We start from the raw sequence: 23,870 nt of genomic DNA on the forward strand, positions 1-23,870 counted from the left end.
ACCGGCCCCGTACGGCTGGCCGGCGGCGCGGTGCCGATCGGGCCCGGCCCGCGCGTCGCCGACGCCCGCGCCGCCGCCGTGAAGGCACCCCCTCCAGAGGCCGGCCTGGTCGCCTCCTGGTCCCGTCCCCGCCCCGGCGTCAACGGCACGGAGCCTGCCGTGGGCCCTGCCGTATCCGCACCGCCGCCCGCACCCCCGGAGACCGCGGCCGGCTGGCGCCCCTGGCGCTTCCGTATGTCGAACGACGTCTGGGGCACCCCCTCCGTCTCCGGCGACCTCGTCTACGTCACCTCCTTCGAGGTCCACGCCCTCGACGTGGCCACGGGCCGCCGCCGCTTCAAGACGAGAGACGTCGCCTGGTCGATGGCGGTCGCGGACGGCCGTATCCACGCCTCCGACGGGCCCACCCTGTACGCCCTCGACGCCCGGGAGGGCGCGGACCTGTGGCGCCTGTCCACCGACGCCTGGGTCTACTCGCTCAAGGCCGACCGCGGCACCGTCATCACCGGGACCCGCGGCGGCGGCGTCCAGGCCTGGGAGGCCTCGAACGGGCAGAAGCTGTGGGAGATCACCGGCGCGCAGACCGACTTCGAGTCCCCTGAGGCCGGGCCCGCGCTGTACGACGGCACGGTGTTCGTCTGGCAGGACGCCCGGCTGCGTGCGCTGGACGCCCGTACCGGCGACGAGCGCTGGTCGTACCCCATCGGCGACGCGGCCTCCTGCGGCGGCGTTCCGGTACGGGTGGCGCAGGCCCACGACGGATTCGTGTACGTCTCCGCCGGGACGCGCGTCCTCGCCGTCGACGTGACCTCCGGCCATGTCCGCTGGCACTTCGAGGCGCCGGCGGTCTTCCTCTGCCCGCCGACCTTCGTCCCCGGCCCGGCCGTCGCCGGCGGCGGGGTCTACCTCGCCGACTACCTCGGCACGGTGTACGCCCTCGACGCCACGGACGGCCGCGATCGCTGGCGCATCGCGACGGAGTCCCGCGCGTCCGTCGAGCCGGTGCTGGTGGCCGGGGGGCATGTCCATGTGGGCAGCGGCAAGGGGCTCTACACGCTTGACGCGGTCACCGGTACGCCGAAGTGGCGGTTCCAGGCGGGCGGCGACATCGTCGGTTCGCCGTCCGTGGCGGAGGGGCGGATCCACTTCGGGTCCACGGATCATCTGCTGTACACGCTCAAGGCCGATGACGGGCGGTTGAGGTGGAAGCTGGCGACGGGTGGGGAGATCACTGGGTCGCCGGTGGTGCGGGATGGGGTTGTGTACGCGTGCAGTAAGGATCGGTGCGTTTATGCACTCGACGCGGAGAAGGGTACGGGGACGGCTCGTACTGCGTAGGGGTCGTTGCCGGGTGCGGGTTGGTGGGGGCTGGTCGCGCAGTTCCCCGCGCCCCTAAAGGGGCGACGGCCGTCGTACGGGCGCACGGAAGGGTCGTTCCGGACGGCGGCCGTCATGGCAGACGCTACGCCCGGTCGGTGGGCCCCGCCATGTGGCGCCGTTCAGCGCAGCCGGAACGCCTGCCCCCGCCCCTTGAACAGCTCCGCCTGCCGGTCACCCGGCAGATTGCCGAGGGCCACCAGGTGCGGGGCCTGTGCGAAGCCTCGCCCGACCGCCCCCTCCCGCGCCGCCCACAGCGCCCGTACCGTCCCCTGTACCGCCTCCGTCGGGTACCCGGCGATCACCGTCGCGCACTCAGTGGCCGCCGCCAATGCCTCGCCGGGCTCCGTGAGTTCGGAGACGAGCCCGATGTCGTAGGCGCGCTGGGCCGAGATTCGTTCCGCCGTTCCCATCAGGGCCATCCGCGCGGCCTCGCCGTAGGGCATCCGTTGGGCCATCAGTACCGACTCGTACGCGCTGACCATTCCGTAGGCGGTGTGCGGGTCGAAGAACGTGGCGGTCGGGTCGGCGATGAGGAAGTCGGACTCGCCGAGGAGGTAGAAGGCGCCGCCGCAGGCCATGCCGTGCACGGCGGCGATCACCGGTTTCCACAGGTCGTTCGCCTTCGGGCCGATGCGCAGGAGCGGATCGTCCGTCATGTACGGCGAGTTCGGCTGCGGCACGACGGCGTCCCGGTCGATCCCCGTGCAGAACGCCCGCTCCCCGGCCCCGGTGAGCACGACGGCCCGTACGGAGTCGTCGAACCGCAACTCCCGCCAAGCCTCGTGCAGTTGGGACGTCGTCGTCAGGTCGATCGCGTTGAGACGGTCCGGGCGGTTGAGGGTGACGACCGCTACGCCGGTGTCCTTGTCGGTCGTGAGGTCGAGGGTCATGGACGCTCCAGGATCCACTGCGGAAGGCCGGTGTCGGTGAACACGACCTGCACCCTGGCGCCGATGCGAATGCGGTCGGAGGAGAGGGAGTTGAGCGGCGCCCCGGCCTCCGTGACCAGGTTCCCGACGAGGCGTATCCGGGGGGCGTCGGCGAGTTCGACGACGATGACGTTGTACGGCGCCTGCGCCGCGTAGTCGGGCAGCAGGGGCGGGTGGGGGACGACGTACGACCAGATGCGCCCGTGCCCGCTGACCTGCCGCCACTCGCTCGCGAAGGACTGGCAGTGGGGGCAGCAGGGGCGGGGCGGGAAACGGGGTTCGCCGCAGTCGGCGCAGGCCTGGATGCGCAGTTCCCCCTGGGCCGCGTACTGCCAGAAGGGGGCGCCGTCGGTGTCGGTGACGGGAGCCAGCATGTTCTCAACTCCTCAGCAGCAATGCGGACGTCGGAACCCCTTCGCCGGCCGTGACCAGGCAGGTGGCGGCCCCCGGCACCTGGGCGGTGCTCGTGCCGCGCAACTGCTTCACGCCTTCGTTGATGAGGTTGAAGCCGTGCACGTAGGCCTCGGAGAGCCCGCCGCCCCCGGTGTTCAGCGGCAGCCGCCCGCCGATCTCCAGCGCGCCGCCCTCCGTGAACGCCCCGCCCTCGCCGCGCCCGCAGAAGCCGTAGCCCTCCAGGGAGAGTGGGATGAGGGGCGTGAACGCGTCGTAGATCTGGGCGACGTCGATGTCCTGGGGTGTGAAGTCGGCGTGTTTCCACAGGTGCCGGGCGGCGGTCCAGGCGGGGCCGGTGAGGGGGTCGTCGTTCCAGTAGTTGACCATGCCGTGGTGCTGGGCGGGCAGGCCCTGGGCGGCGGAGTGGACGTAGGCGGGGGTGTGCCGGCAGTCGCGGGCTCGCTCTCTGCTGACGATCACGCAGGCCAACGCCCCGTCCGTCTCTAGGCAGTTGTCGAAGAGACAGAGGGGCTCGCTGATCCAGCGGGAGGTCATGTACATCTCGCGGGTGAGGGGGCGGTCGTACATGATCGCGGCGGGATTCTGGTTGGCCCGGTTGCGGCAGGCGAGGGCGACGTTGAAGAGGTGGTCGCGGGTGGCGCCGTACTCGTGCATATAGCGGCGGGTGAGCATGGCTATCTCGTCGGCGGGCCGCAGCAGGCCGAAGGGGCGGGTCCACTGGGCGGGGGTGGGCAGTTGTACGGCGGTGTTGGTCCAGGGGCGGAGGCCGGACCCGCGTTTGCGTGACCGCCAGGCCACGCCCACGGTCGCCTGCCCGGTCGCGATGGCCGCGGCGAGATGGGCGACGGTGGCGCAGGAACCGCCGCCGCCGTAACCGACCTTGCTGAAGAAGGTGAGGTCGCCGAACCCGACGGCCTTCGCCAGCTCCACCTCGTCCGTCTCCTCCATCGTGTACGAGGCGAGCGCGTCGACCTCGCCGGGCGCGATACCGGCGTCGTCGAGAGCGGCGAGAACGGCACGGCAGGCGAGCGTCCGCTCGTCGTCGGGGAGGTGCTTGGCGAAGGGGGTCTGCCCGATGCCGACGATGGCGGTGGCGTCCTTGAGTCCGGCCATGTGCGCACCTCCACGCTGTTGAAGGGCTGCTGACAGGCCGTCAGGGTACAGCTAATCTGACGGGTAGTCAGCTACGAGGTTGGGGAGGCGTGCTGTGCGCGGTGACGTGGAGTGGGGCAGCATTCCGGGACTCGTCCGGTCCGCCGCCGAGCGGTACGCGGACGCCGAGGCGGTGGTGGAGGGCCGCACGCGGATCTCGTACGCCGAACTGGGCGCCCGCGTCGAACGGTCGGCGGCGGCCTGCATGGCGAACGGGATCGAGCCCGGCGACCGGGTCGGGATCTGGGCCCCGAACTCCCTCGACTGGATCGTCGCGGCGCTCGGCGCGGTGTCGGCCGGGGCGGTGCTGGTCCCCGTCAACACCCGCTTCAAGGGCGTGGAGGCGGCGGATGTGCTGCGCAGGAGCGGGGCGCGGCTGCTGTTCGTGACGGGGACGTTCCTGGGGACGTCGTATGTGGCGTCACTGCGGCGGGCGGTCGCGGAGGGGCCGGGGCTGCCGGAGCTGGAGCAGGTGGTCGTGCTGTCGGACGACGCCCCCGCCGACTACCGCACCTGGAAGGACTTCCTGGCCGGCGGCGAGGGAGTGGAGCCGTCCGAGGTGCGCGCACGCTCGGCGGCGGTGGACGGTTCCTGGCCGTCGGACATCGTCTTCACGTCCGGTACGACGGGCCGTCCCAAGGGCGCGGTGATCACGCATGCGCAGACGTTGCGGGCGTACGAAGTCTGGAGCGATCTCGCGGGGTTGAGGCGCGGTGACCGCTACCTCATCGTGAACCCCTTCTTCCACACCTTCGGTTACAAGGCCGGTGTGATCGCGTGCTTGATGCGCGGCGCGACGATGATCCCGCAGCCGGTGTTCAACGTCGACACGGCCCTGGCGAACATAGCGGCGGAACGGGTGTCCGTACTGCCGGGGCCACCAACCCTGCACCAGTCCCTCCTGGACCACCCCGCGAGGGACGCGCACGACCTGTCCGCGCTGCGGCTGGTCGTGACGGGCGCCGCGGTGGTGCCGTTGCGCCTGGTGGAGCGGCTGCGGGGCGAGTTGGGCGTGGAGACGGTGCTGACGGCGTACGGCCTGTCCGAGGCGAGCGGCATCGTGACGATGTGCCGGCGGGGAGATCCGCTGCCGGTGATCGCGTCGACCTCGGGCCGGGCGATCCCGGGCACGGAGGTGCGCGTCGAGGCACCGGTCGGCGAGCCCGGCGAGGTCCTGGTCCGCGGCTTCAACGTGATGCGCGGCTACTACGAGGACGAGGCGGCGACGGCGGAGGTGCTGGGGGCGGACGGGTGGCTGCGGACCGGCGACGTGGGCGTGCTGGACGACGAGGGCAACCTGCGCATCACGGACCGCATCAAGGACATGTTCATCGTCGGCGGCTTCAACGCCTACCCGGCGGAGATAGAGCAACTCCTCGGCCTGCATCCCGATGTGGCGGACGTCGCGGTGATCGGCGTACCGGACGCGCGACTCGGCGAGGTCGGGAAGGCGTACGTGGTGCGGCGGCCGGGGGCGCTGCTCACCGGCGACGACCTGATCGCGTGGGCGCGGCGGGAGATGGCGAACTACAAAGTGCCGCGGGTGGTGGAGTTCGTGTCCGAGCTGCCGAGGAACGCTAGCGGGAAGGTGGTGAAGGGCGAGCTGCGATCGGGGTGAGCGGCTGCGTCTGCTCCGGCCGGGATTCGGGGAGCGGCTGCCCCTGCTGTGGCTGGACGCTCTGGCGGTGCCGGTTGGCGGAGGCGCCGGCCGTGGTGCTGCTCGCCCGGTCCGGCGTCTCGGCCATGACGACGGCGAGGACGACCCAGAACAGGATGTCGATCCGGTCCAGGTTGGCCGGGTGATCCATCATGCCGATCAGGAAGAACCCGGTCAGCGAGGCCAGCCCGACGGTGCCGAGGACGGACTTCGCACGGGCGATACGGGCCGCGTGCAGCCAGGCGACGACGGCCACGGCGAGCATCGCCAGCAGACCGAGGGCGCCCGTTTCGACGAGCCAGTTCAGCCACATGTTGTGCGCGTGCACGAAGATGCGGTCGCCGGGGGCGGTCGCGGAGATGACGGCACCGGCGCGGCCGAGGCCGACACCGAGGGCGTTCTCCTTGGCCAGCGTGAGCGCGGCGTCCCAGGCCTGCCCGCGGACGCCGAGGGAGTTCCCGGCCTGCGACACGGCCCAGATCGCGGCAGCGGCGGCGGCCAGCCCCAGCGCCCCGAGCGTGGCGACGATCCGGCGCTGCGCGCGGTCGGCGAGCCGGGGGGCGAGCCAGTAGGCACCGGCGAGGACGAGCAGGCCGGCTGTGCCGGCGACGTAGCCCGCGCGGGAGAAGGTGGTGAGCAGCGCCGCGTATCCGACGACTCCGACGAGGACCACGGCGGTACGGGCGGTGCGCTCGTCGACGGAGACGGCGGCGAGCAGCACGAACGGCACGAGCAGGACGAGGAAGGCGGAGAGCAGGTTGGGGTTGGCGAAGGTGCCGATCGCCCGGATCAGGACGTCGCCGCTGGTGTCGTCGCACGAGATGTCCGTGAGCAGCCCGGTACGGCAGAAGCCGGTCGGCGTGTCATTCGTGAACTGCGAGAAGGCGGCGGTCGCGGCGGCGCCCACGCCGACCAGCGCCAGCAGCCCGATCGCCCGCCACGACTCCGGCTGCGTGCGGCGCAGTCCGACGACGAGGTAGTAGCAGGCGAGCACCGTGATCAGGCCGCGGAGCGGGGCGGTCGGGTGGCCCCCATGGAAGGTGGACGCCGTCGCAGCCAGCACCAGCAAGCCGATCGGGATGTCGAGCCGGGTACGGAAGTCCCGTATTCGGGCCCGCGTCGGACCGGGCAGCAGCAGGGCGACGAACCCGACGACGACCAGCAGCCGCAGCGGTGTCACGATCCCGATGAGCGGATCGTCGGGGAAGAAGTCCGTCGCCGCGTCGACCAGGATGGTGGCCACCACACCGAGCGGCACGAACTGCACGAACTTCTGAAAGGCCCCCGGCAGCCCCTGGCCTGGCGTTGCCGTCGTCCGGTCGTATGCCATGACACCCGAGCGTGGCGGTGAGGGGAGTACGGGGGGTGTCGATGGGGCGAACGGGGTGGAGCGGGTGTGGGGACGGACGTCGGCGGGGTTGTGCCGCACCAGCGGGCGGGGAAGGAACCGGACGTGCGCATCCGTGACCGCTTCGCCTGCCTGATGGGCTCCCATGACCTTGAGAAGGTACGGATCTTCTACCCGGAATATCCCTGCACCGAGGCCAACGTCTGTCGGCGGTGCTCATATCGCTCGCCCTCGTACACCTCACACTGGGGCGAGTGGGTCGCGATGGACGCCTGCAGCCAGAAGCGCCGGTGCACCCACTGCGGGGAGACGGAGTACTCCACTCGCCACGGCCGTCTGACCTCTGCCGAGCAGCCCTTCGTCCCCGGGAACAGCGTGTGGGGCAATCAGGTGCCGGCAGAGTTCCGCAAGAGACACCCGGCGGCCGAGACACTGCACATGGGCCCGTGCGACCGCGTCGTGCGGTGCGGAATGTGCGGCTACGTGACCGCCATGACCCGCGACTATCACCACGGCACGGGATTCCGCTGCACCGTGTGCGGCGAGAAGAATTCGCCGTAGCCCGGGCACCAGCATGCATCGGCCGCGGCGGCTCCCCTCCGCGCCGCCGCGGCCGATCCCCGTGTGGAGTTGGGTCTGGTCAGGCCTCTTCGCCCGTCGCGTGATTGTCGAGCGGCTTCACCGTGCCGCCGGTCGCGTGGTTGTCGAGCGGCTTCACGGTGCCGCCCGTCGCGTGGTTGTCGAGCGTGGTGATCTCTTCGTCGGTCGCGTGGTTGTCCTGCGTGGTGACATCCGTGGCGTGGTTGTCGAGCGGCTTGACCACGGTGTCCTTCTTGGCATCGCTCATGGACTGGCAACTCCCGTTCATTGATGGGCGATGCCCGTCCGGCAACTCCCCCGCGGGCCGCCGGACGGGCATGTCAGGGTCGTACACCCTAGCGATGGTGATCACCGCTGACCCGTCTGCCCCCCGACGCGACGGATCGACAACGCACAGACTGCCCTGGCGCGATAAACGAACGATGAACGCTCTGCCGGACCTTGAACGACAAGCTCAGGCGGCCGCCGCCGGGGTGAGCAGGAGTCGCACGTCGGCGGCCTCCGGCGAGTCCAGCGAGTCGTAGATGGAGAGGGCCTCTTGCCAGCAGGCACGCGCTCGGCCGGTCTGGTTCAGGTCGCTCAGCGCGCGGCCGAGAACGGTCAGGATGTTGCCCCGGCGCCATTCGCCACCGATGCCGCGCAGGACGGCCTGTGCCTGCTCCGCCAGAGCCGCGGCCTCGGCCGGCTTGCGCGCCGCGAGATGCGCTTCCGCCATGCGGAAGAGCGTCATCCCCTCCCAGAGCCGCTGCCTGCTGTCGCGGAACACCTCCAAGGCCTCGGTGAGCCGATCGACCGCCGCACTCAGTGCGCCCTGGCCGGTCAGAGCCATCCCCAAGGCGTAGCGGCCGTTGGCGCCGCGCAGCGTGTGGCCCAGGCGGTCGTAGATGGCGATGCCCTGCTGCGCGAGTTCCACCGCGCTGCCGACCCGGCCCAGGGCAAGGTGGATACGCGAGAGGTTGCAAAGTGCGCTGGCCTCTCCGGCGAGGTTCTCGTCCTGCCGGAAGCTGTCGATGGCCTGCCGGAGATACGCCTCACCGTCGGCGTAGCGGTTCTGGTAGAGCGCGATGATGCCGCGGTCGTTGGCGGCCCAGCACCTGGGTGCCAGGTCGTCCGCCATGTGGGCCAGCTCCATGGCATGTCGTGCCTCTTCGTCCGCCTCACTGAAGCGTCCGGCCACGAGATGGACATTGGTGAGCGTCGTGAGCGCCCGGCTCAGAGCCTGCGGATCCCGGGCCCGATCGGCCGCACCTCGCAGTGTGACGGCGACAGTCTCGTACTGCTTGGAGTTGGCGCCCGACTCGGCGAGATCCTTCGCCGCCCACAACAGATCCACCGCCCGCCGAAGCACGGCGAGCTGGGTGCACTGCTGGGTGAACGCGAGCAAGGCATGCGCTTCGGAGTACAGCCAGTCCTGCGCCGCATGCCGATCGGTGAAGCTCAGCCCGGGGTAGTCCGTCCGCTCCAGGTGATCCACCAACCGATCCCCAGGCCGCTCCATCGCATAGACCCCCGCCGCAGTGGCCAGGTAGAAGTCCAGCAACCGCGACATCGCCGCGTCCCGCTCGCTCGGCGGCCACTCGTCCCGTTCCGCGCACGCACGCGCGTAGAGTCGTACGAGGTCGTGGTACCGGTACCGGCCGGGCGCCGCCGATTCCAGCAGCGAGGTGTCGACGAGGGCTTCCAGGAGATCCTCGGTGTCTTCCACGGGGAGGTCCAGTACCGCCGCGGCCGCCGCCAGCGAGATGTCGGGGCCGTCGGCCAGGCCCAGGAGGCGGAAGGCGCGTGCCTGGGCCGGTTCCAGTGCGCCGTAGCCCAGCTCGAAGGTCGCCTTCACCGCCAGGTCGCCGGCCTGCAGTTCGTCCAGTCGCCGCCGCTCGTCCGCGAGTTTCGCCGCCAGTACCGACACCGTCCAGGTGCGGCGGGCCGCCAGCCGGGACGCCGCGATCCTGATCGCCAGCGGCAGGAAGCCGCATGCCGCTACGACGTCCAGCGCGGCCTCCCGCTCGGAGGCGACGCGTTCCTCGCCCACGATCTTGGTGAAGAGCAGCAACGCCTCGTCGGGGGACATCACGTCCAGGTCGACCAGGTGGGCGCCCGCCAGGTCCACCATCCGTACCCGGGAGGTCACCAGGGCCGCGCAGCCTGCCGTACCCGGCAGCAGGGGACGTACCTGGGCGGCATCCCGTGCGTTGTCCAGCAGGACCAGCACGCGCCGGCCGTCCAGCACCGACCGGTACAGCGCCGAGCGCTCCTCCAGCGAGTCCGGGATCGCCGAGTCCGCGGTGCCCAACGCCCGGAGGAACGAGCCCAGTACCGTCTCCGGCTCCGCCGCCCCGGTGCCCGCGCCCTGGAGGTCCACGTACAGCTGGCCGTCCGGGAAGGCCGCCCGGGCCTGGTGGGCCACGTGCACCGCGAGGGTCGTCTTGCCGACGCCGCCGATTCCGGCCAGGGCGGAGACCGCCATCACGCGGCCCTCCGCGGAGGCGAGGACCTCGCTCAGCTCGGAGACGAAGGAGGCCCTTCCGGTGAAGTCGGGGACGGTCGCGGGGAGTTGGGCCGGGCGGACCGGGACGACCGCGGGTTCGGCCACCGGTGCCGACGGTTCCGCCAGGCCGGGGTCCGCCCGCAGGATGCGCTGCTGGAGTTCGCGCAGGCCCGGGCGCGGGTCCACGCCCAGTTCGTCGGCGAGCAGGCGGCGCGTGTCGGCGTACACCGCGAGGGCCTCCGCCTGGCGGCCCGAGCGGTACAGCGCCAGCATCAGCAGCTCACGCAGCCGCTCCCGGAGGGGATGCGCCGCCGTCAGAGCCGTCAGTTCCGACACGGCCTCCGCATGGCAGCCCTGTTCCAGGTCCATGTCCAGGCGGGATTCGAGGAGTTGGAGGCGCCATTCCTCCAGCCTCACCCGTTGCGCCTCCGCGTACGGGCCCGGCACCCCCGCCAGCACCTCTCCGTCCCAGAGGGACAGGGCGCGGCCCAGCACCTCCCGCGCATGGCACAGGTCCCCGGCGTTGCGTGCCTTCTCCGCCTCGGTCGCCAGGTCCTGGGCCGTCGTGAGGTCCAGGGAGCCGTCCGGCAGGCCCCGGATCGCGTAGCCGCCGGATTCGCTGACCAGGACGCCGGGGGTCAGCACCTTGCGCAGGCGGGAGGCGTAGGTGCGCAGCGCCGCCAGGGCCTGGGACGGGGGCTCCTCGCCCCAGAGGGCGTCGATCAGTTCCGCGGCGGTCGCGGTGCGGCCCTCGCGGAGCAGGAGGGCGGCGAGCAGGGCGCGTTGCTGGGGGGAACCGGTGGTCAGCGATTCCTCGCCGCGCCAGGCGCGCACCGGTCCGAGCACGCTGAAGCGCAGCGCCGCCTGCTCCTCGGGGGAGCCTGGACTCCGCTGCTGAGGCACCCGCGGTACTCCGTCCATGCAGTCCCCCTAGCCGACCCGACAACTAGGTCAGTTTGCCTTGTGCATGCCGGGCGCGTCAGCTGTGGGGGCCACGATCACAGGTCGGCGCGCGGGATACCACAAAGCCCACACACCCTCTCCGCACACTTCCGCACAGACCCCACCATCAACGCCCGTCACCGCATAGCTGACGGGTCGTCAGATCAGCGCTACCGTGAGCGTCATGGAGACCACACCGGCATTTCCGAAGATCATCTCCGTCGACGACCACACCGTGGAGCCCGCGGACGTGTGGCAGAACCGGCTTCCGAAGAAGTACCTGGACATCGGACCGCGCATAGTCCGCGCGCCACTGAAGGAGATGTCCTTCCTCGGCGGCCGCTTCAAGCCCGTCATGGGCACCCCCGGCAGCGACGACGGACCGATCGGCGACTGGTGGATCTACGAGGATCTGCATCGGCCGCTCACCCGCCTGGACACGGCGGTCGGCTACAGCAGGGACGAGATCAAGCTCGAGGTGATCACGTACGAGCAGATGCGCGTCGGCTCGTACGACGTCCCCGCCCGCCTCGCCGACATGGACGTCAACCACGTCCAGTCCGCCGTCTGCTTCCCCACCTTCCCCCGCTTCTGCGGGCAGACCTTCACGGAGGCGAGCGACCACGAACTCGGCCTGCTCTGCATCCAGGCCTACAACGACTGGATGGTGGAGGAGTGGTGCGGACCCGAGGCCCAGGGCCGGCTCATACCGCTCATCCTCATTCCCCTCTGGGACGCCGAGCTGGCGGCGGCGGAAGTACGGCGCAACGCCGCCCGCGGCGTCCGGGCCGTCGCCTTCTCCGAGATACCCCCGCACCTCGGCCTGCCCTCCGTCCACACCGACTACTGGGACCCCTTCCTCGCCGCCTGCGCCGAGACCGGCACCGTCGTCGCCATGCACATCGGCTCCAGCAGCCGTATGCCCTCCACCTCCGCCGACGCCCCGCCCGCCGTCGGCTCCACCATCACCTTCGCCAACTGCTGCTTCTCGATGGTGGACTGGCTGATGAGCGGCAAGTTCGAGCGCTTCCCGGGGCTGAAGGTCATGTACGCGGAAGGGCAGATCGGCTGGATCCCGTACATCCTCGAGCGCGCCGACATCGTCTGGGAGGAGAACCGGGGGTGGGGCGGCGTCGCGGACAAGGTGCACCGGCCGCCGTCCGAGCTCTTCGCCGAGCATGTCTACGGCTGCTTCTTCGACGACGCCTTCGGGCTGCGCAACCTCGACGCCATCGGGGTCGGTAACGTCCTCTACGAGACCGACTACCCCCACTCCGACTCCACCTGGCCCGAGTCGCGCAAGGTCGGCGAGACGCAGATGGGGCACCTGGAGGCGGACGTCGTCGAGCGGATCGTACGGCGTAACGCGATCGAGCTGCTGGGGCTCACGGACGACGGGCTCTGGGCCGGTCCGTGAGCCGGCTCACGGACTGGCCCGCGCCGACGGCGACATCCTGGGCGTGCGACGGACGGAGAGCTGGTTGCCCTGGGTGGCCAGCATCCGGCGGACCACGGCCTCCGGCATGCGGACCACCACCGGACGGGCCAGGGTCGTCTCCCGTACGGCCGTACTCGTACGGCCGCTGCGGACCCGGTTGGTCACCTGAGCCACCACCCTGACGTCCAGCGTGAACTGGACCAGCACGGACTTCATCTTCGGCTTGTGCATCGGCGTCGAGCCGGAGGAGTTCGCCGTGGCGTCGGTCGCGCCGCCGGAGCCGCCCGTGTTGCCCATCAGCTGGTTGAGGCGGAACTGGTCGGCGTTGAGCAGGCCCGCACCGAACAGCGGGCGGGCCGCCCTGCTGTGGTCGGTGGAGCTCTGGCCGTCCTCCTGGGTGGGGCGGGGCGCGTCCAGCTCGCTCTGGCCGATCGTCTCGAAGGTCATCTTGTCGCCGACGCCCAGCACCAGGCCGTTGCGCAGCCGTGCGTGCAGGGAAGCGTTCAGATTCTGGCCCTCCGCGCCGGAGGCATGCACCGGGGGCAGGTCGACGCCGGCGGAGGTGAGCAGCGGCAGCGCGGCGATCATCCACTCCGTGGACACCGCCTCGTTCAGGGCGTACGCGGCGGCTTGCCCCTTGTCGCGGAACCGGTCGCCGCCACCCGCCCGCCGGACCGCGTCCGTCACCAACTGCCGGACCTGCGTGGCCCCTTGGAAGCCGTTGACCTGCGCCTCCAGCGGCAGCCGCACACCGCCCGCACGCCAGACGTCCAGGCCGACCGAGCCGTCGTCACGCGAGCCGCCCCCGGCGACGAGCGCCGCGTCCTGAGCCGGAAGCTCCACGTGGGAGAGGGCTTTGAGGTCCGCGTTCAGGACGCGATGGGTCAGCGCCAGATTGTCCAGCTGGGCCAGCCCCACCCGGGAGTTGCCCCGGTACAGTTCCAGGCTCGCCCGGACCGGCACCCGCATCTTCGACGACGGCGCCGCACCCGCCTCCGCGACCGTCTTCATGCCGAGCTGGCCCCGGCTCACGGCACCGCTGCGCCGCGAGGTGCCGGACGAGAGTCCGAGGCCCCCCGCACCGCCGGTGCTCTTCAACTGCCCGGCCCCGGCCTCCGGTTTGCCTGATCCCGCGACGATGGCCTCGACGCCGGTCGCCACGCCCTCGTCGTGGGAGTCGGCCTGCTGGGCGACGGCCGAGGTGATGTACTCCATATCCCGCTTGTCGCCCGCCTCGCCCAGGAACGTGCCGTCACCGACCCGGTCGACCTTGAACACGGCCCAGTACGGCGTCTTGCGGCCGTCGAACAGCTCGACCGTGACCCCGCCGTCCATGGCGCTGGACAGCAGCCCGGCGGAGCCGTCGCGGTCCAGGACGCGCAGCAGCCGCTGCACGTTGTCGTTGCGGTCGTCGAGCTGCCGGCGCGGCAGCAGATCGTCGGCGAGGCCCTGCCGCCGGTTCGCGACAAGCCGCGCACGCAGCTGGGCCAGCAGCGGTACGAAGTCCGGAAGATCCTCGATCATGCCGAACCCCAGCGGCAGTTCGCGGCGCAGCGACGGGCCGGTGCCGGCGGGCGCCGCGGACGAGGACGGGCCGGCGGTGTCCGTGGCGGCCCGCTCGGCGGCCATCCGGGAACTCTCCGCCGGGCTCTCTTCCTGCGCGGCGGCGGACGCCTTGGCCGGTGCGGGGGCGTCCAGCCCCAGCTCCCGCCGGATCTCCGCCGGCAGCTGCGCCTCCGTCAGCCACACGCCCGCCGCGGCGGGCAGCGTCTGGGCGCCCTTCGCCACGTAGGGGCCGCCGCCGGTGACCTTGACCTCCGCGATCATGTCGACCAGCACATCGCACTGGACCAGATAGAGCGGGGCCTTCTTCGGAGTGTGGGCGTTGCGCTCGACCGTGCCGGACACGGCCTGGGACCGGGCGTTGCCCTCGCTCGACGTACGGATCGCCGTCAGGCCCTGACCGGCCCGCCACATACTGCCCTGCTCCGAGCCCATGACGCCGAACTGCCAGGCGCTGGTGGTGCCCTCGCCGGCCTGCCCCGCGGACTGGTGGCCGCCCAGCACGAAGGTCTCGGTGCCCGGGCCCGCGCCCCTGTGCACGAACTTCGGGTTGGCCAGCGCGAGCCGGGTGCCGACGGCGCCCTTGAGGGCCGCGAGGCGGCGCGGATAGCGGAGGTTCTTCACGACCCAGCCGGAGGACGCGGCCTGCCGCAGCGCCCCCTGGACCGCCCGTTCGCCGAACCGCTCCTCGATCGCCTGCCGTGGCGCGAGCCCCTCCGTCGCCAGCGCCGGGTCCTCGCGCATGGTCTTGTTGCGGGCGGCGGCCTTGGACAGCAGCGCGAAGGCGAGCTCCCGGACGGGCGCCGCCTCGACGGTCTCCACCAGCTGCCAGTCCCGCACCAGGGACCCGGTGGCCGGCTGCGGGACGAGCGTGGCCAGGTCGCCGATGCCCTCGGCGGCGACATTGGAGGTGGCGGGCGCCGGTTCCCCGCGGCCCGCGACCACCGCGTCCAGCCGGTCCTTCCCCTCCTGGTCCACCGTGAACTCCGTCGGCGTGGTCAGCCGTACGTCCTGGCTGCCCATGTTCTTGTACGTCACGAGCTCGGCCTCCGGCACGTCCCGGCCCGGCTTGCCGGGAGTGAGGCCGCGGGCGAGCTTGCGGGGCCGGGAGGTCATGGTGGCCTCCACGTCGAGCTGCAGGGCGGCCCGGAAGGCGCTGGCGGTGTCGGAGCCGTTGGCCACGACGTCCGTACGGCCGGTCGTGCCGGCCTGGTTGCGGTGGGCGCCGGTGCTGTGCCGCTCGTAGCGGGCCGAGCCGGTCAGGACGCCGGGGACGATCCGGGCCTGGCCGAGCACCAGACCGCCGATCGACCGCTGGCTGCTGCGCCCGCTCTGGGCGTTGGCGCTGACACCGGAGTGGCTGCGCACCGACCAGTCCTTGATGTCGCCCTCGTAGGCGGTGTCGCTCAGCCTGCCCTTGACGAGGAGCTGCACGTCGTGGGAGTGCATGGTCGTCTTGCGGCGCAGCCGCACCCGGATGCCGGTGGACAGCAACTGGTCCTTGTTCACCCGGAGGTTGGTCTCCGAGAGGGTGGTCATCAGCTCGCGGTAGTTGTGCCGCTGGACCTCGTCCTCCTCGTTGCTGACGTGACCGGCCCGCGCGGCGGTGCCGAAGGCGGGGAGGTAACCGGCCAGCCGGGGATCGGTGGCGAACAGCTCGCGCACCGCCCGCACCATGGGGCCGGTGTCGACCCGGCTCAGCGCGACGCCGGCGCCCTTCCCGTCGTAGGGAAGATGGCGCTCGACCTCCTGCTCCTCGCCGTTCTCGTCGACCCGCGTCGGCTTCTTGACGAAGTCCTCGGCGGTCATGCCGGGCGGCAGCGGCAGCCCGAAGGACGCCGCCTCGTCGGCCCGCAGGCTGATCCACACGTTCATCGAGTGCCGGGCGACCCGGGTCTCGGGGTGCAGGATCGCCTGGGCCGACCGCGGGCCCGTCCCCTCCACGGTGAAGACCACCGTCCCGGCGTAGAGCGCCTTCTCGCCCCGGATCTCCGCGCCCTGCCGGCTGGTGACGCTCTGCTCGGTCGTGGTGAAGCGCGCCTTGCGGGCGGCGCCGACCGGCATCGCGGTGCCCCGCACGATCGCCGCGTTGGCGACCGCACCCACGCCGATCGCCGGGCCCACGCCGCCCGCGACGGACCGCCCCTTGCCCGCGCTCTCCGTGACCGACGTCTGGCTCTGCTGGTGGGTGCGCAGCTGGGTCTCGCCGGTGCCCCAGGCCGGGGAGAGGCCGGTGATCGCGGCACGCAGATGGTAACTGCCCGCCGTCTTGTCGTCCTTGGAGTGCAGATCCTCACCGACCACGCCGTCCCGCAGCAGCCGCGGCATGTCCTCCAGGACGGTCGCCGTGGAGGTCGCCTGATACAGCCGGCTCCGGCCCGGCGCACCGGGTGCGGTGAGCGAGGGGTGCAGGACGGAGGCGACGGCGTCGAAGAGGCCGCCGCCGCCCTCGTGCGGCGCGGCTGCGTCGGCCACCGCGACCGGGGCCATGGAGTCGGCGAGCGAGACGCTCCGGGCGGTGTCCGCGCTCACGGGCCGCGGCGGGGCGGGTGCCGCGATGCCGGCCGGGACCAGATGCTCGGTCGGCACGCGCTGGCTGAGCGCGCCGGAGCCGCGATAAGTGCGCACGTCCTCGGTGCCGCCGCGCAGCTTGGCCCGTACCTCGAAGCGCACCTTGCGCCGCACCTCGACCGTGCCGTCCTTGCTCCGCAGCACCCGCGGCTCGGCCACGTTCCGCTGGTGGCGGGACTCCCGGGAGGACTGCCAGGGCTGCGCGTTGACCATGCCGGCGCCGCCCAGCCACAGACCGGGGACGACGGGCGCGAGCCCGAAGGCGAGGCCTCCGGCGCCCTTGCTGGAGTTCCCGCCGGCCTGGGAGCTGACGTTGGCGGCCGTGTTGTGATGGACGTCGAGCTTGGTGTCCTTGCCCACCGGGTCATCCAGCCGGGCCTTCGGCACACCGCCGGTCTCCGTCTCCGTCTCCGTCTTCGGCGAGGCGTCGGCCAGGTCGTTCTGCTGGAAGACGGGCGGCCTGTCGTCGGGGGCCCGGGAGATGGAGACGGTGATGTCCCACCACTCCTTGCCCGTACGGCCCTCGACGGCGAAGGCACGGCCCTGCCCGAAGAAGCTCTCCGGCCGTCCCGTCAGTTCGCCCGCGATGTCGGCGACGGTCCCATCGGCGTGCCCGACGACCGCGGACACCGCATGCCGCACGAACTCGTGCCCGGTCAGTCCGTACGTCGAGGAGCGCCCGCCCGCCTGGAGGTTCATCAGGTACGACGGCAGCTCGAACTCGACTTCCGGGCTCTCGTCGACAGCCGGTAACTGCGTCCGAGCGCTCCCGTTCCGCGCGCGTTGCACCGCCCGCGAGGTGGCCGCGTTGCCCGCGGACTGCTGGAGTCCGAGGAGGGCGGGGGGAGCGGCGCCGGAGACGGGTGGCCTGGCGTTGCGGGGCGCCTGGGACGACTGCTGGGAGTCGCCGGTCCTGCCGCTCCCCGGCTGCTGCTGAGTCCGCACGGCCTCAACGTAACCAGCGCGGGGACGGTTCGAGATCACTCCGCGCACTCCTGGCACAGTTGCCGCTCGTGCTGCACCGGTGGGCCAACTCAGGTACACCCAGAGGCCATTTAGGACTCCGGCACCTCTTTGCAGCCGGGGACATTCCACCGACCCCTTGCCTGACGGCCCATCAGCTCCCACCATGCATGTGACGATCCGTCAGATAATGGAGGGCCAGCGTGTCCTACGGCATTCAGCTCCCGGTCCAGTCCCAGAGCACCCTCTACACCGAGCCCTGGGAAGCGGCCGCCGGCCCCGACGACCTCGTGGCCATCGCCCGGGCCGCCGACCGCGCGGGCTTCTCCTACGTCGCCTGCTGCGACCACGTGGCCATCCCGCGCCGCCTCGCGCCCGCGATGAGCACGGTCTGGTACGACCCGGTCGCCACGCTCGCCTTCCTGGCGGCGGCCACCGGGCACGTACGGCTGCTCAGTCATGTCGCGGTCGTGGGCCTGCGCCACCCCCTGCTCACCGCCAAGCAGTACGCGACCCTCGATCACCTCAGCGGGGGGAGGCTGATCCTCGGGGTCGGGGCGGGGCATGTGGAGGAGGAGTTCTCGGCGCTGGGTGTCGACTTCCAGCACCGGGGCGCGGTGCTGGACGAGACCATCGACGCCCTCCGTGCCGCCCTCGGCCCCGACGAATTCCCCGAGCACCACGGCAAGTTGTACGACTTCGAGGGTCTCGGCCAGCGTCCGCGTCCCGCGCAGGAGCGCGTCCCGGTCTGGGTCGGCGGATCGTCGCCGGCCGCCGTGCGCAGGGCGGCGCTGAAGGGGGACGGGTGGCTGCCGCAGGGGGATCCACGGGACCGGCTGCCCGCGCAGATCGCGCGGATACGGCAGCTGAGGCAAGAAGCGGGAGTCGAGGGGCCGTTCACCGTCGGCGCCATCGCCGAGCCCTTGTACGTCGGGACACCTGCCTGGGACGTCGGGCGCCGCACCCTCACCGGACCCCCCGACGCCCTCGCCGAGTCCCTCCGGGCCTACCGGGCGATGGGCGTGGACCAGATCCAGGTGCGGTTCCGCAGCCGGAGCCGCAGCGAACTCATCGACCAGATCGCGGCGTTCGGCGCCGACATAGCACCCCACCTCTGAGGACCCGAGGAGACGCCATGGGCAAGCTGGACGGACGCGTCGTCATCATCACCGGCGCGGCGCGCGGACAGGGCGAGCAGGAGGCCCGGCTGTTCAGGGCGGAGGGCGCGGCGGTCGTCGTGGCCGACGTGCTGGACGACCAGGGGGAGTCCCTCGCCAAGGAGATCGGAGCGACGTATGTCCATCTGGACGTCGGCGAGGAGGCCGACTGGCAGGCGGCCGTGACCGCCGCGAAGGAGGCGTACGGTCGGCTCGACGGGCTGGTCAACAATGCCGGGATCCTCCGGTTCAACGCGCTCGCGGACACGCCGCTCGACGAGTTCATGCAGGTCGTACGGGTCAACCAGGTCGGCTGTTTCCTGGGGATCAAATCGGTGGCCCCCGAACTGGCCGACGGCGGCACGATCGTCAACACCGCCTCCTACACCGGCGTGACCGGCATGGCCGCTGTCGGTGCCTACGCCGCCACCAAGCACGCCATCCTCGGCCTCACCCGCGTCGCCGCGCTGGAGCTGGCCCACCGGGGCATCCGGGTCAACGCCATGTGCCCCGGTGCCATCGACACGGCGATGTCCAACCCGGCCCAGTTGGACCCGAACGCGGACGCCGCGGGGATGACGGACGCGCTGGACGCGCTCTACCGCAAGCTCGTGCCGCTGGGCCGGATCGGGCGGCCGGAGGAGGTGGCACGGCTGGCGCTGTTCCTCACGTGCGCGGACTCGTCGTACATCACGGGGCAGCCGTTCGTGATCGACGGTGGGTGGCTCGCGGGAGTCTCGGTTGTCTGACTGACCGTCAGCTATTGACGCTTCATGCGTACGGTGCCACAGTCAGCGATCTGACGAACCATCAGATAATCCACAGCACTCCAGACCGGGGACGGTGAACCTCCTTGGAATTCGGGCTCTTTGTACAGGGATATGTGGGCAAGCGCGCCGAGACCGACCCGCTGGCCGAGCACAAGGCGCTGATGGAGGAGACCGAGTACGTCATCCAGGCCGACAAGTCCGGCTTCAAGTACGCCTGGGCCTCCGAGCACCACTTCCTGGAGGAGTACTCGCACCTCTCCGCCAACGACGTGTTCTTGGGCTACCTCGCCCACGCGACCGAGCGCATCCATCTCGGCTCCGGGATCTTCAATCCCCTCGCCCAGGTCAACCACCCGGTCAAGGTCGCCGAGAAGGTCGCCATGCTCGACCATCTCTCCCAGAACCGCTTCGAGTTCGGCAGCGGGCGGGGCGCCGGGTCGCACGAGATCCTCGGGTTCCTCCCCGGGATCACCGACATGAACTACACCAAGGAGATCTGGGAAGAGACCATCGCCGAGTTCCCGAAGATGTGGCTCCAGGAGGAGTACGCCGGGTTCCAGGGCAAGCATTGGTCGCTGCCGCCGCGGAAGATCCTGCCGAAGCCGTACGGGAAGTCCCACCCCGCGATGTGGTACGCGGCGGGGTCGCCGCCGTCGTACGCCATGGCGGCGAAGAAGGGGCTCGGTGTGCTCGGGTTCAGCGTGCAGAAGGTCTCCGACATGGAGTGGGTGCTGGAGCAGTACAAGACGGCGGTGGTGGACGCGGAGCCGATCGGGGACTTCGTCAACGACAACGTGATGGTGACGACCACCGCGATCTGTGCGCCTACGCATGCCGAGGCGATCGAGATTGCCGTAAACGGCGGGTTGCACTATCTGCCGTCGCTGGTCTTCCGGTACCACGACACGTTTCCGCGGCCGGAGGGGTTTCCGGTGTGGCCGGAGACGTTGCCGGAGTACACCGCGGAGTTCGTCGAGGTCCTCATCGAGGAGGAGTTGCTGATCTGCGGGGATCCGGATGAGGTGCTCACGCAGTGCAAGCGGTGGGAGCAGGCGGGGGCGGATCAGTTGAGCTTCGGGTTGCCGGTGGGGGTGCCGAAGGAGGAGACGTTGCAGACGATTCGGCTTATTGGGGAGCACGTGATTCCGAAGATCGATACGGATCCTGTGCATCGGACTACGCGGTTCCGGAGGGCGGGCTGAGGTTCGTTGGCGGCTGCGGGTTCGTTGTGGCTGGTCGCGCCCACGCGGCGGAGCCGCAAATCGATACAGCCCCGCGCCCCTAGGTAGGTATGCACACCGCAGCTCAAGGAGGTGAGCCCCGTGCTTGATCACGTCATCAAAGGTGCGGCCGTCGTCGATGGGACCGGTGCGGCTGCTTTCACTGCCGATGTCGGCATCCGAGACGGTCGTATCGCCGTCATCGGTACCGTCACCGAAGAGGCCCGGACCAGTGAGGATGCTGCTGGGCTCGTTCTCGCGCCGGGGTTTGTCGATCCCCACACTCACTACGACGCGCAGTTGTTCTGGGATCCGTATGCCACCCCGTCCCTGAATCACGGGGTGACTACGGTCGCTGCCGGCAACTGCGGGTTCACGCTCGCGCCCCTCAACCCCGGGCGGCCGGATGACGCCGACTACACGCGCCGGATGATGTCCAAGGTCGAGGGGATGTCGCTGATCGCGCTCGAAGAAGGCGCGCCTTGGAATTGGAGTTCGTTCGGGGAGTACCTCGATGCGCTCGAAGGGCGTACCGCTGTCAACGCGGGCTTCATGGTGGGGCATTGTGCGTTGCGGCGGTATGTGATGGGGCCGGATGCGGTGGGCGGACAGCCGACGGAGGACCAACTCGCCGCCATGCTCCGCCTGCTCCATGAGTCGATGGACGCGGGTGCGTGGGGACTCTCGACCACGCAGTCCTCGACTCACTCCGACGGGGACGGGCAGCCGGTTGCCTCCCGGCATGCGAAGCCTGCTGAACTGCTGGCGCTCTCCCAGGCCGTGGGGGAGCACGAGGGGACGCAGATCGAGGCGATCGTGGCCGGGTGTCTGGATCAGTTCAGTGATGCCGAGATCGATCTGTTCGTGGAGATGAGTGCGGCGGCGGGGCGGCCGTTGAACTGGAATGTGCTGACGATCGACTCCTCCGTTCCCGAGCGGGTGCCGAGGCAGCTGGTCGCGAGTGAGCGGGCGCGGAAGGCGGGCGGGCGGGTGGTGGCGTTGACGATGCCCATCCTCACGCCGATGAACATGTCCCTCGGCACGTTCTGCGCGCTGAACCTCATCCCCGGGTGGGGGCCGATTCTGGGGCTGCCGGTGCCGGAGCGGATCGCGCGGCTCAGGGACGCCGACGTGCGGGCGGAGATGCTGGAGCGGGCGGGCAGCAAGGAGGCGGGGGTCTTCCGGCGGCTGACGAACTTCGGGCGGTACGTCATCGGCGACACGTACAGCGAGGCGAACCGTGGGCTGAGCGGGCGGGTCGTGGAGGACATCGCGGCGGAACGCGGGCAGGACGCCTTCCAGTGCCTGGTGGAGATCTGCGCGGCGGACGAGATGCGTACCGTGCTCTGGCCGATGCCGACCGACAACGACCCGGCGTCCTGGGCGATGCGGGCCGAGGCCTGGCAGCACGAGGACGTGATGCTCGGGGGGTCGGACGCGGGGGCGCATCTGGACCGGATGTGCGGGGCGCCGTACACGACCCGGTTCCTCGGGGACTGTCTGCGCGGCCGGAAACTGGCCGGGCTCGAGCAGGCGGTGAAGATGCTGACCGACGATCCGGCGCGGTTGTTCGGGCTGCGGGAGCGGGGCCGGGTGGCGGAGGGATTCCATGCGGACCTCGTCCTGTTCGACCCGGAACGGATCGACGCCGGCACGGCCACCCTGGTGCACGACCTGCCGGGTGACAGTCCGCGGCTGGACTCCAAGGCGATCGGGGTGCGGGCCGTGTGGGTCAACGGCGTCGAGGCGATCCGGGACGACGTGGTGACGGGGGCGGTGCCGGGGAAGGTGCTGCGGTCCGGGCGGGACACGAGCACGGTGAGCACCAAGTGACCGATGGGCAGAGGCTGTTCATCGGCGGCCGGTGGGTCGAACCGGACGGCGGCCACTACGAGGTGATCGACCCGGCGTCGGAGGAGACCGTCGGGTGGGCGCCGGAGGCCTCGCGGGATCAGGTGCACGCGGCCGCGGCCGCGGCCCGCGAGGCCTTCGGTCCGTGGTCGCGTACCACGCCGGAGGAGCGGGCGGTCGTACTGGGCCGGGCTGCGGACATCATCCGCGGGCACCTGGAGCCGTATGCCCGGCTGGCGCAGGCGGAGACGGGGGCGACGACCGGGACGGCGTACGGCATGCAGGTCGGGGTCGGCGCGGCCCGTTTCCGGCGGTACGCCAAGGTCGAGCCGGCGGAGTGGGCGATCCCGCCGCAGATCAACGAGGCGGGCCCGATGGGCAGGGCGGCGGTGATGGGCGCACTTGCCGTACGCCAGCCCGTCGGTGTCGTCACCTGCGTCACCTCCTACAACAACCCCTGGGCCAACCCGGCCGGAAAGATCGCCCCCGCGTTGGCCATGGGCAACACGGTCGTCGTCAAACCCGCCCCGCAGGACCCTCTGTCGGTGTTCCGGATGGCCGAGGCGCTGGAGGCGGCGGGCGTTCCGGCGGGCGTCGTGAACGTGGTCTGCGGCCGGTCGGTGGAGGTCGGCGAGGCGGCCGTGTCTTCCCCCGACATTGACATGGTCAGCTTCACCGGCTCCACCGCCGTGGGACAGCGCATCGCCGAGGTGTGCGGGCGCGACATGAAACGCCAGCTGATGGAACTGGGCGGCAAGGGCGCGGCGCTCGTCTTCGACGACGCGGACCTCGGCTCCGCCGTGGCCGGCATCGGGACCACCTTCTCCTTCTACAGCGGCCAGATCTGCACGGCACCGACGCGAGTGCTGGCGCAACGCGGGGTGTACGACCGTCTGGTCGAGCAACTCGCGGGCTACGCGGGCCGGTTGAAGGTCGGGGATCCGAGGGAGCCCGGGACGGTGGTCGGGCCGGTGATCTCGGCTGAACACCGGGAGCGGGTCGAGTCGTATGTGGAGTTGGGCCGGAAGGAGGGGGCCACGGTGGTGACCGGCGGCGAACGCCCTCCGTACGACCGGGGCTTCTACGTCTCCCCGACCCTCCTGGCGGACTGCACTGCCTCGATGCGCGTGACCCGGGAGGAGATCTTCGGCCCGGTCGTATGCGTCATCCCCTTCGACGAGGAGGAAGAGGGGATCACCCTCGCCAACGACAGCGACTACGGCCTGATCGACTACGTCTGGTCGTCCGACGTGGCCCGGGCCTTCCGCGTGGCCCGGCAACTGCGGGCCGGCGGAGTGGGCGTGAACACCGTCGGGCGGAACATGGAGGCACCGTTCGGGGGCTTCAAGAAGAGCGGGGTGGGGCGGGATGTGGGGTCGTATGCCCTGCATGCTTACAGCGAGGCGCAGGCGATTGTGTGGCCGGGGTGA

General features: G+C 71.0%; 16 protein-coding genes. 9 read left to right on the forward strand and 7 right to left on the reverse strand.

Annotated features, from left to right (window positions below; translation table 11 throughout):
* A partial coding sequence (locus AB0I98_RS08385; RefSeq protein ID WP_362937179.1) for a PQQ-binding-like beta-propeller repeat protein occupies nucleotides 1-1,338 on the forward strand: 1,338 nt, incomplete at its 5' end.
* A 161-nt stretch (nucleotides 1,339-1,499) separates the two neighbouring features.
* On the opposite strand, the gene AB0I98_RS08390 is transcribed toward AB0I98_RS08385, so the two are convergent.
* From AB0I98_RS08390 to AB0I98_RS08400, 3 genes are read right to left on the reverse strand one after another with little or no spacing between them, the layout of a single operon-like run.
* Complete coding sequence (locus AB0I98_RS08390) at nucleotides 1,500-2,270, reverse strand: enoyl-CoA hydratase/isomerase family protein (protein WP_362937182.1); 771 nt, start codon at nucleotides 2,268-2,270, stop codon at nucleotides 1,500-1,502.
* Nucleotides 2,267-2,683, reverse strand: coding sequence for an OB-fold domain-containing protein (locus tag AB0I98_RS08395; RefSeq protein WP_362937185.1), 417 nt, complete (start codon nucleotides 2,681-2,683; stop codon nucleotides 2,267-2,269). Before AB0I98_RS08395 ends, AB0I98_RS08390 begins: the two co-directional genes overlap by 4 nt.
* 4 nt (nucleotides 2,684-2,687) lie before the next feature.
* A complete protein-coding gene (locus AB0I98_RS08400; protein WP_362937188.1) occupies nucleotides 2,688-3,836 on the reverse strand; it encodes a lipid-transfer protein in 1,149 nt (382 codons plus the stop codon).
* Between the two features lie 94 nt (nucleotides 3,837-3,930).
* On the opposite strand from AB0I98_RS08400, the gene AB0I98_RS08405 reads away from it, so the two are divergent.
* Nucleotides 3,931-5,493, forward strand: coding sequence for a FadD3 family acyl-CoA ligase (locus AB0I98_RS08405; RefSeq protein WP_362937191.1), 1,563 nt, complete (start codon nucleotides 3,931-3,933; stop codon nucleotides 5,491-5,493).
* Here AB0I98_RS08405 and AB0I98_RS08410 read toward each other — a convergent pair.
* A complete protein-coding gene (locus AB0I98_RS08410) occupies nucleotides 5,453-6,862 on the reverse strand; it encodes an O-antigen ligase family protein (RefSeq protein ID WP_362937194.1) in 1,410 nt (469 codons plus the stop codon). The two genes, AB0I98_RS08405 and AB0I98_RS08410, sit on opposite strands and share 41 nt — an antisense overlap.
* Nucleotides 6,863-6,985: 123 nt before the next feature.
* On the opposite strand from AB0I98_RS08410, the gene AB0I98_RS08415 reads away from it, so the two are divergent.
* On the forward strand, nucleotides 6,986-7,441 hold the full coding sequence (locus AB0I98_RS08415; RefSeq protein WP_362937197.1) for a hypothetical protein: 456 nt from the start codon (nucleotides 6,986-6,988) through the stop codon (nucleotides 7,439-7,441).
* A gap of 79 nt (nucleotides 7,442-7,520) precedes the next feature.
* On the opposite strand, the gene AB0I98_RS08420 is transcribed toward AB0I98_RS08415, so the two are convergent.
* Nucleotides 7,521-7,727, reverse strand: coding sequence for a hypothetical protein (locus tag AB0I98_RS08420; RefSeq protein WP_210581614.1), 207 nt, complete (start codon nucleotides 7,725-7,727; stop codon nucleotides 7,521-7,523).
* Nucleotides 7,728-7,934: 207 nt separating this feature from the next.
* On the reverse strand, nucleotides 7,935-10,886 hold the full coding sequence (locus tag AB0I98_RS08425; RefSeq protein WP_362937200.1) for a BTAD domain-containing putative transcriptional regulator: 2,952 nt from the start codon (nucleotides 10,884-10,886) through the stop codon (nucleotides 7,935-7,937).
* A gap of 196 nt (nucleotides 10,887-11,082) precedes the next feature.
* Here AB0I98_RS08425 and AB0I98_RS08430 point away from each other — a divergent pair, with 196 nt between their 5' ends.
* Complete coding sequence (locus AB0I98_RS08430; protein ID WP_362937203.1) at nucleotides 11,083-12,324, forward strand: amidohydrolase family protein; 1,242 nt, start codon at nucleotides 11,083-11,085, stop codon at nucleotides 12,322-12,324.
* Nucleotides 12,325-12,330: 6 nt separating this feature from the next.
* Here AB0I98_RS08430 and AB0I98_RS08435 read toward each other — a convergent pair whose 3' ends face one another.
* Nucleotides 12,331-17,424, reverse strand: coding sequence for a hypothetical protein (locus tag AB0I98_RS08435; protein ID WP_362937206.1), 5,094 nt, complete (start codon nucleotides 17,422-17,424; stop codon nucleotides 12,331-12,333).
* Nucleotides 17,425-17,645: 221 nt separating this feature from the next.
* On the opposite strand from AB0I98_RS08435, the gene AB0I98_RS08440 reads away from it, so the two are divergent.
* The 5 genes from AB0I98_RS08440 to AB0I98_RS08460 all read left to right on the forward strand — a co-directional run bounded on the left by AB0I98_RS08440 (nucleotide 17,646) and on the right by AB0I98_RS08460 (nucleotide 23,870).
* Nucleotides 17,646-18,560, forward strand: a complete 915-nt coding sequence (locus tag AB0I98_RS08440; protein WP_362937209.1) for a TIGR03619 family F420-dependent LLM class oxidoreductase — start codon at nucleotides 17,646-17,648, stop codon at nucleotides 18,558-18,560.
* Nucleotides 18,561-18,577: 17 nt separating this feature from the next.
* The gene (locus AB0I98_RS08445; protein WP_362937212.1) at nucleotides 18,578-19,348 is read left to right on the forward strand and encodes an SDR family oxidoreductase; all 771 of its coding nucleotides are present in this window, start codon (nucleotides 18,578-18,580) and stop codon (nucleotides 19,346-19,348) included.
* Nucleotides 19,349-19,452: 104 nt separating this feature from the next.
* A complete protein-coding gene (locus AB0I98_RS08450; protein WP_328440117.1) occupies nucleotides 19,453-20,571 on the forward strand; it encodes an LLM class flavin-dependent oxidoreductase in 1,119 nt (372 codons plus the stop codon).
* Nucleotides 20,572-20,691: 120 nt separating this feature from the next.
* The gene (locus AB0I98_RS08455) at nucleotides 20,692-22,422 is read left to right on the forward strand and encodes a D-aminoacylase (protein ID WP_362937215.1); all 1,731 of its coding nucleotides are present in this window, start codon (nucleotides 20,692-20,694) and stop codon (nucleotides 22,420-22,422) included.
* A complete protein-coding gene (locus AB0I98_RS08460) occupies nucleotides 22,419-23,870 on the forward strand; it encodes an aldehyde dehydrogenase family protein (RefSeq protein ID WP_362937218.1) in 1,452 nt (483 codons plus the stop codon). The genes AB0I98_RS08455 and AB0I98_RS08460 overlap by 4 nt, the downstream gene beginning before the upstream one ends.

Source organism: Streptomyces sp. NPDC050211 (genome assembly GCF_040656035.1).
Lineage (GTDB): Bacteria > Actinomycetota > Actinomycetes > Streptomycetales > Streptomycetaceae > Streptomyces.

Excerpts from the sequence above, each read along its gene's own strand:
- AB0I98_RS08410 (WP_362937194.1), bottom strand. The coding sequence starts at position 6,862 with ATGGCATACGACCGGACGACGGCAACGCCAGGCCAGGGGCTGCCGGGG.
- AB0I98_RS08445 (WP_362937212.1), top strand. The coding sequence starts at position 18,578 with ATGGGCAAGCTGGACGGACGCGTCGTCATCATCACCGGCGCGGCGCGC.
- AB0I98_RS08395 (WP_362937185.1), bottom strand. The coding sequence starts at position 2,683 with ATGCTGGCTCCCGTCACCGACACCGACGGCGCCCCCTTCTGGCAGTAC.
- AB0I98_RS08390 (WP_362937182.1), bottom strand. The coding sequence starts at position 2,270 with ATGACCCTCGACCTCACGACCGACAAGGACACCGGCGTAGCGGTCGTC.
- AB0I98_RS08400 (WP_362937188.1), bottom strand. The coding sequence starts at position 3,836 with ATGGCCGGACTCAAGGACGCCACCGCCATCGTCGGCATCGGGCAGACC.
- AB0I98_RS08420 (WP_210581614.1), bottom strand. The coding sequence starts at position 7,727 with ATGAGCGATGCCAAGAAGGACACCGTGGTCAAGCCGCTCGACAACCAC.
- AB0I98_RS08425 (WP_362937200.1), bottom strand. The coding sequence starts at position 10,886 with ATGGACGGAGTACCGCGGGTGCCTCAGCAGCGGAGTCCAGGCTCCCCC.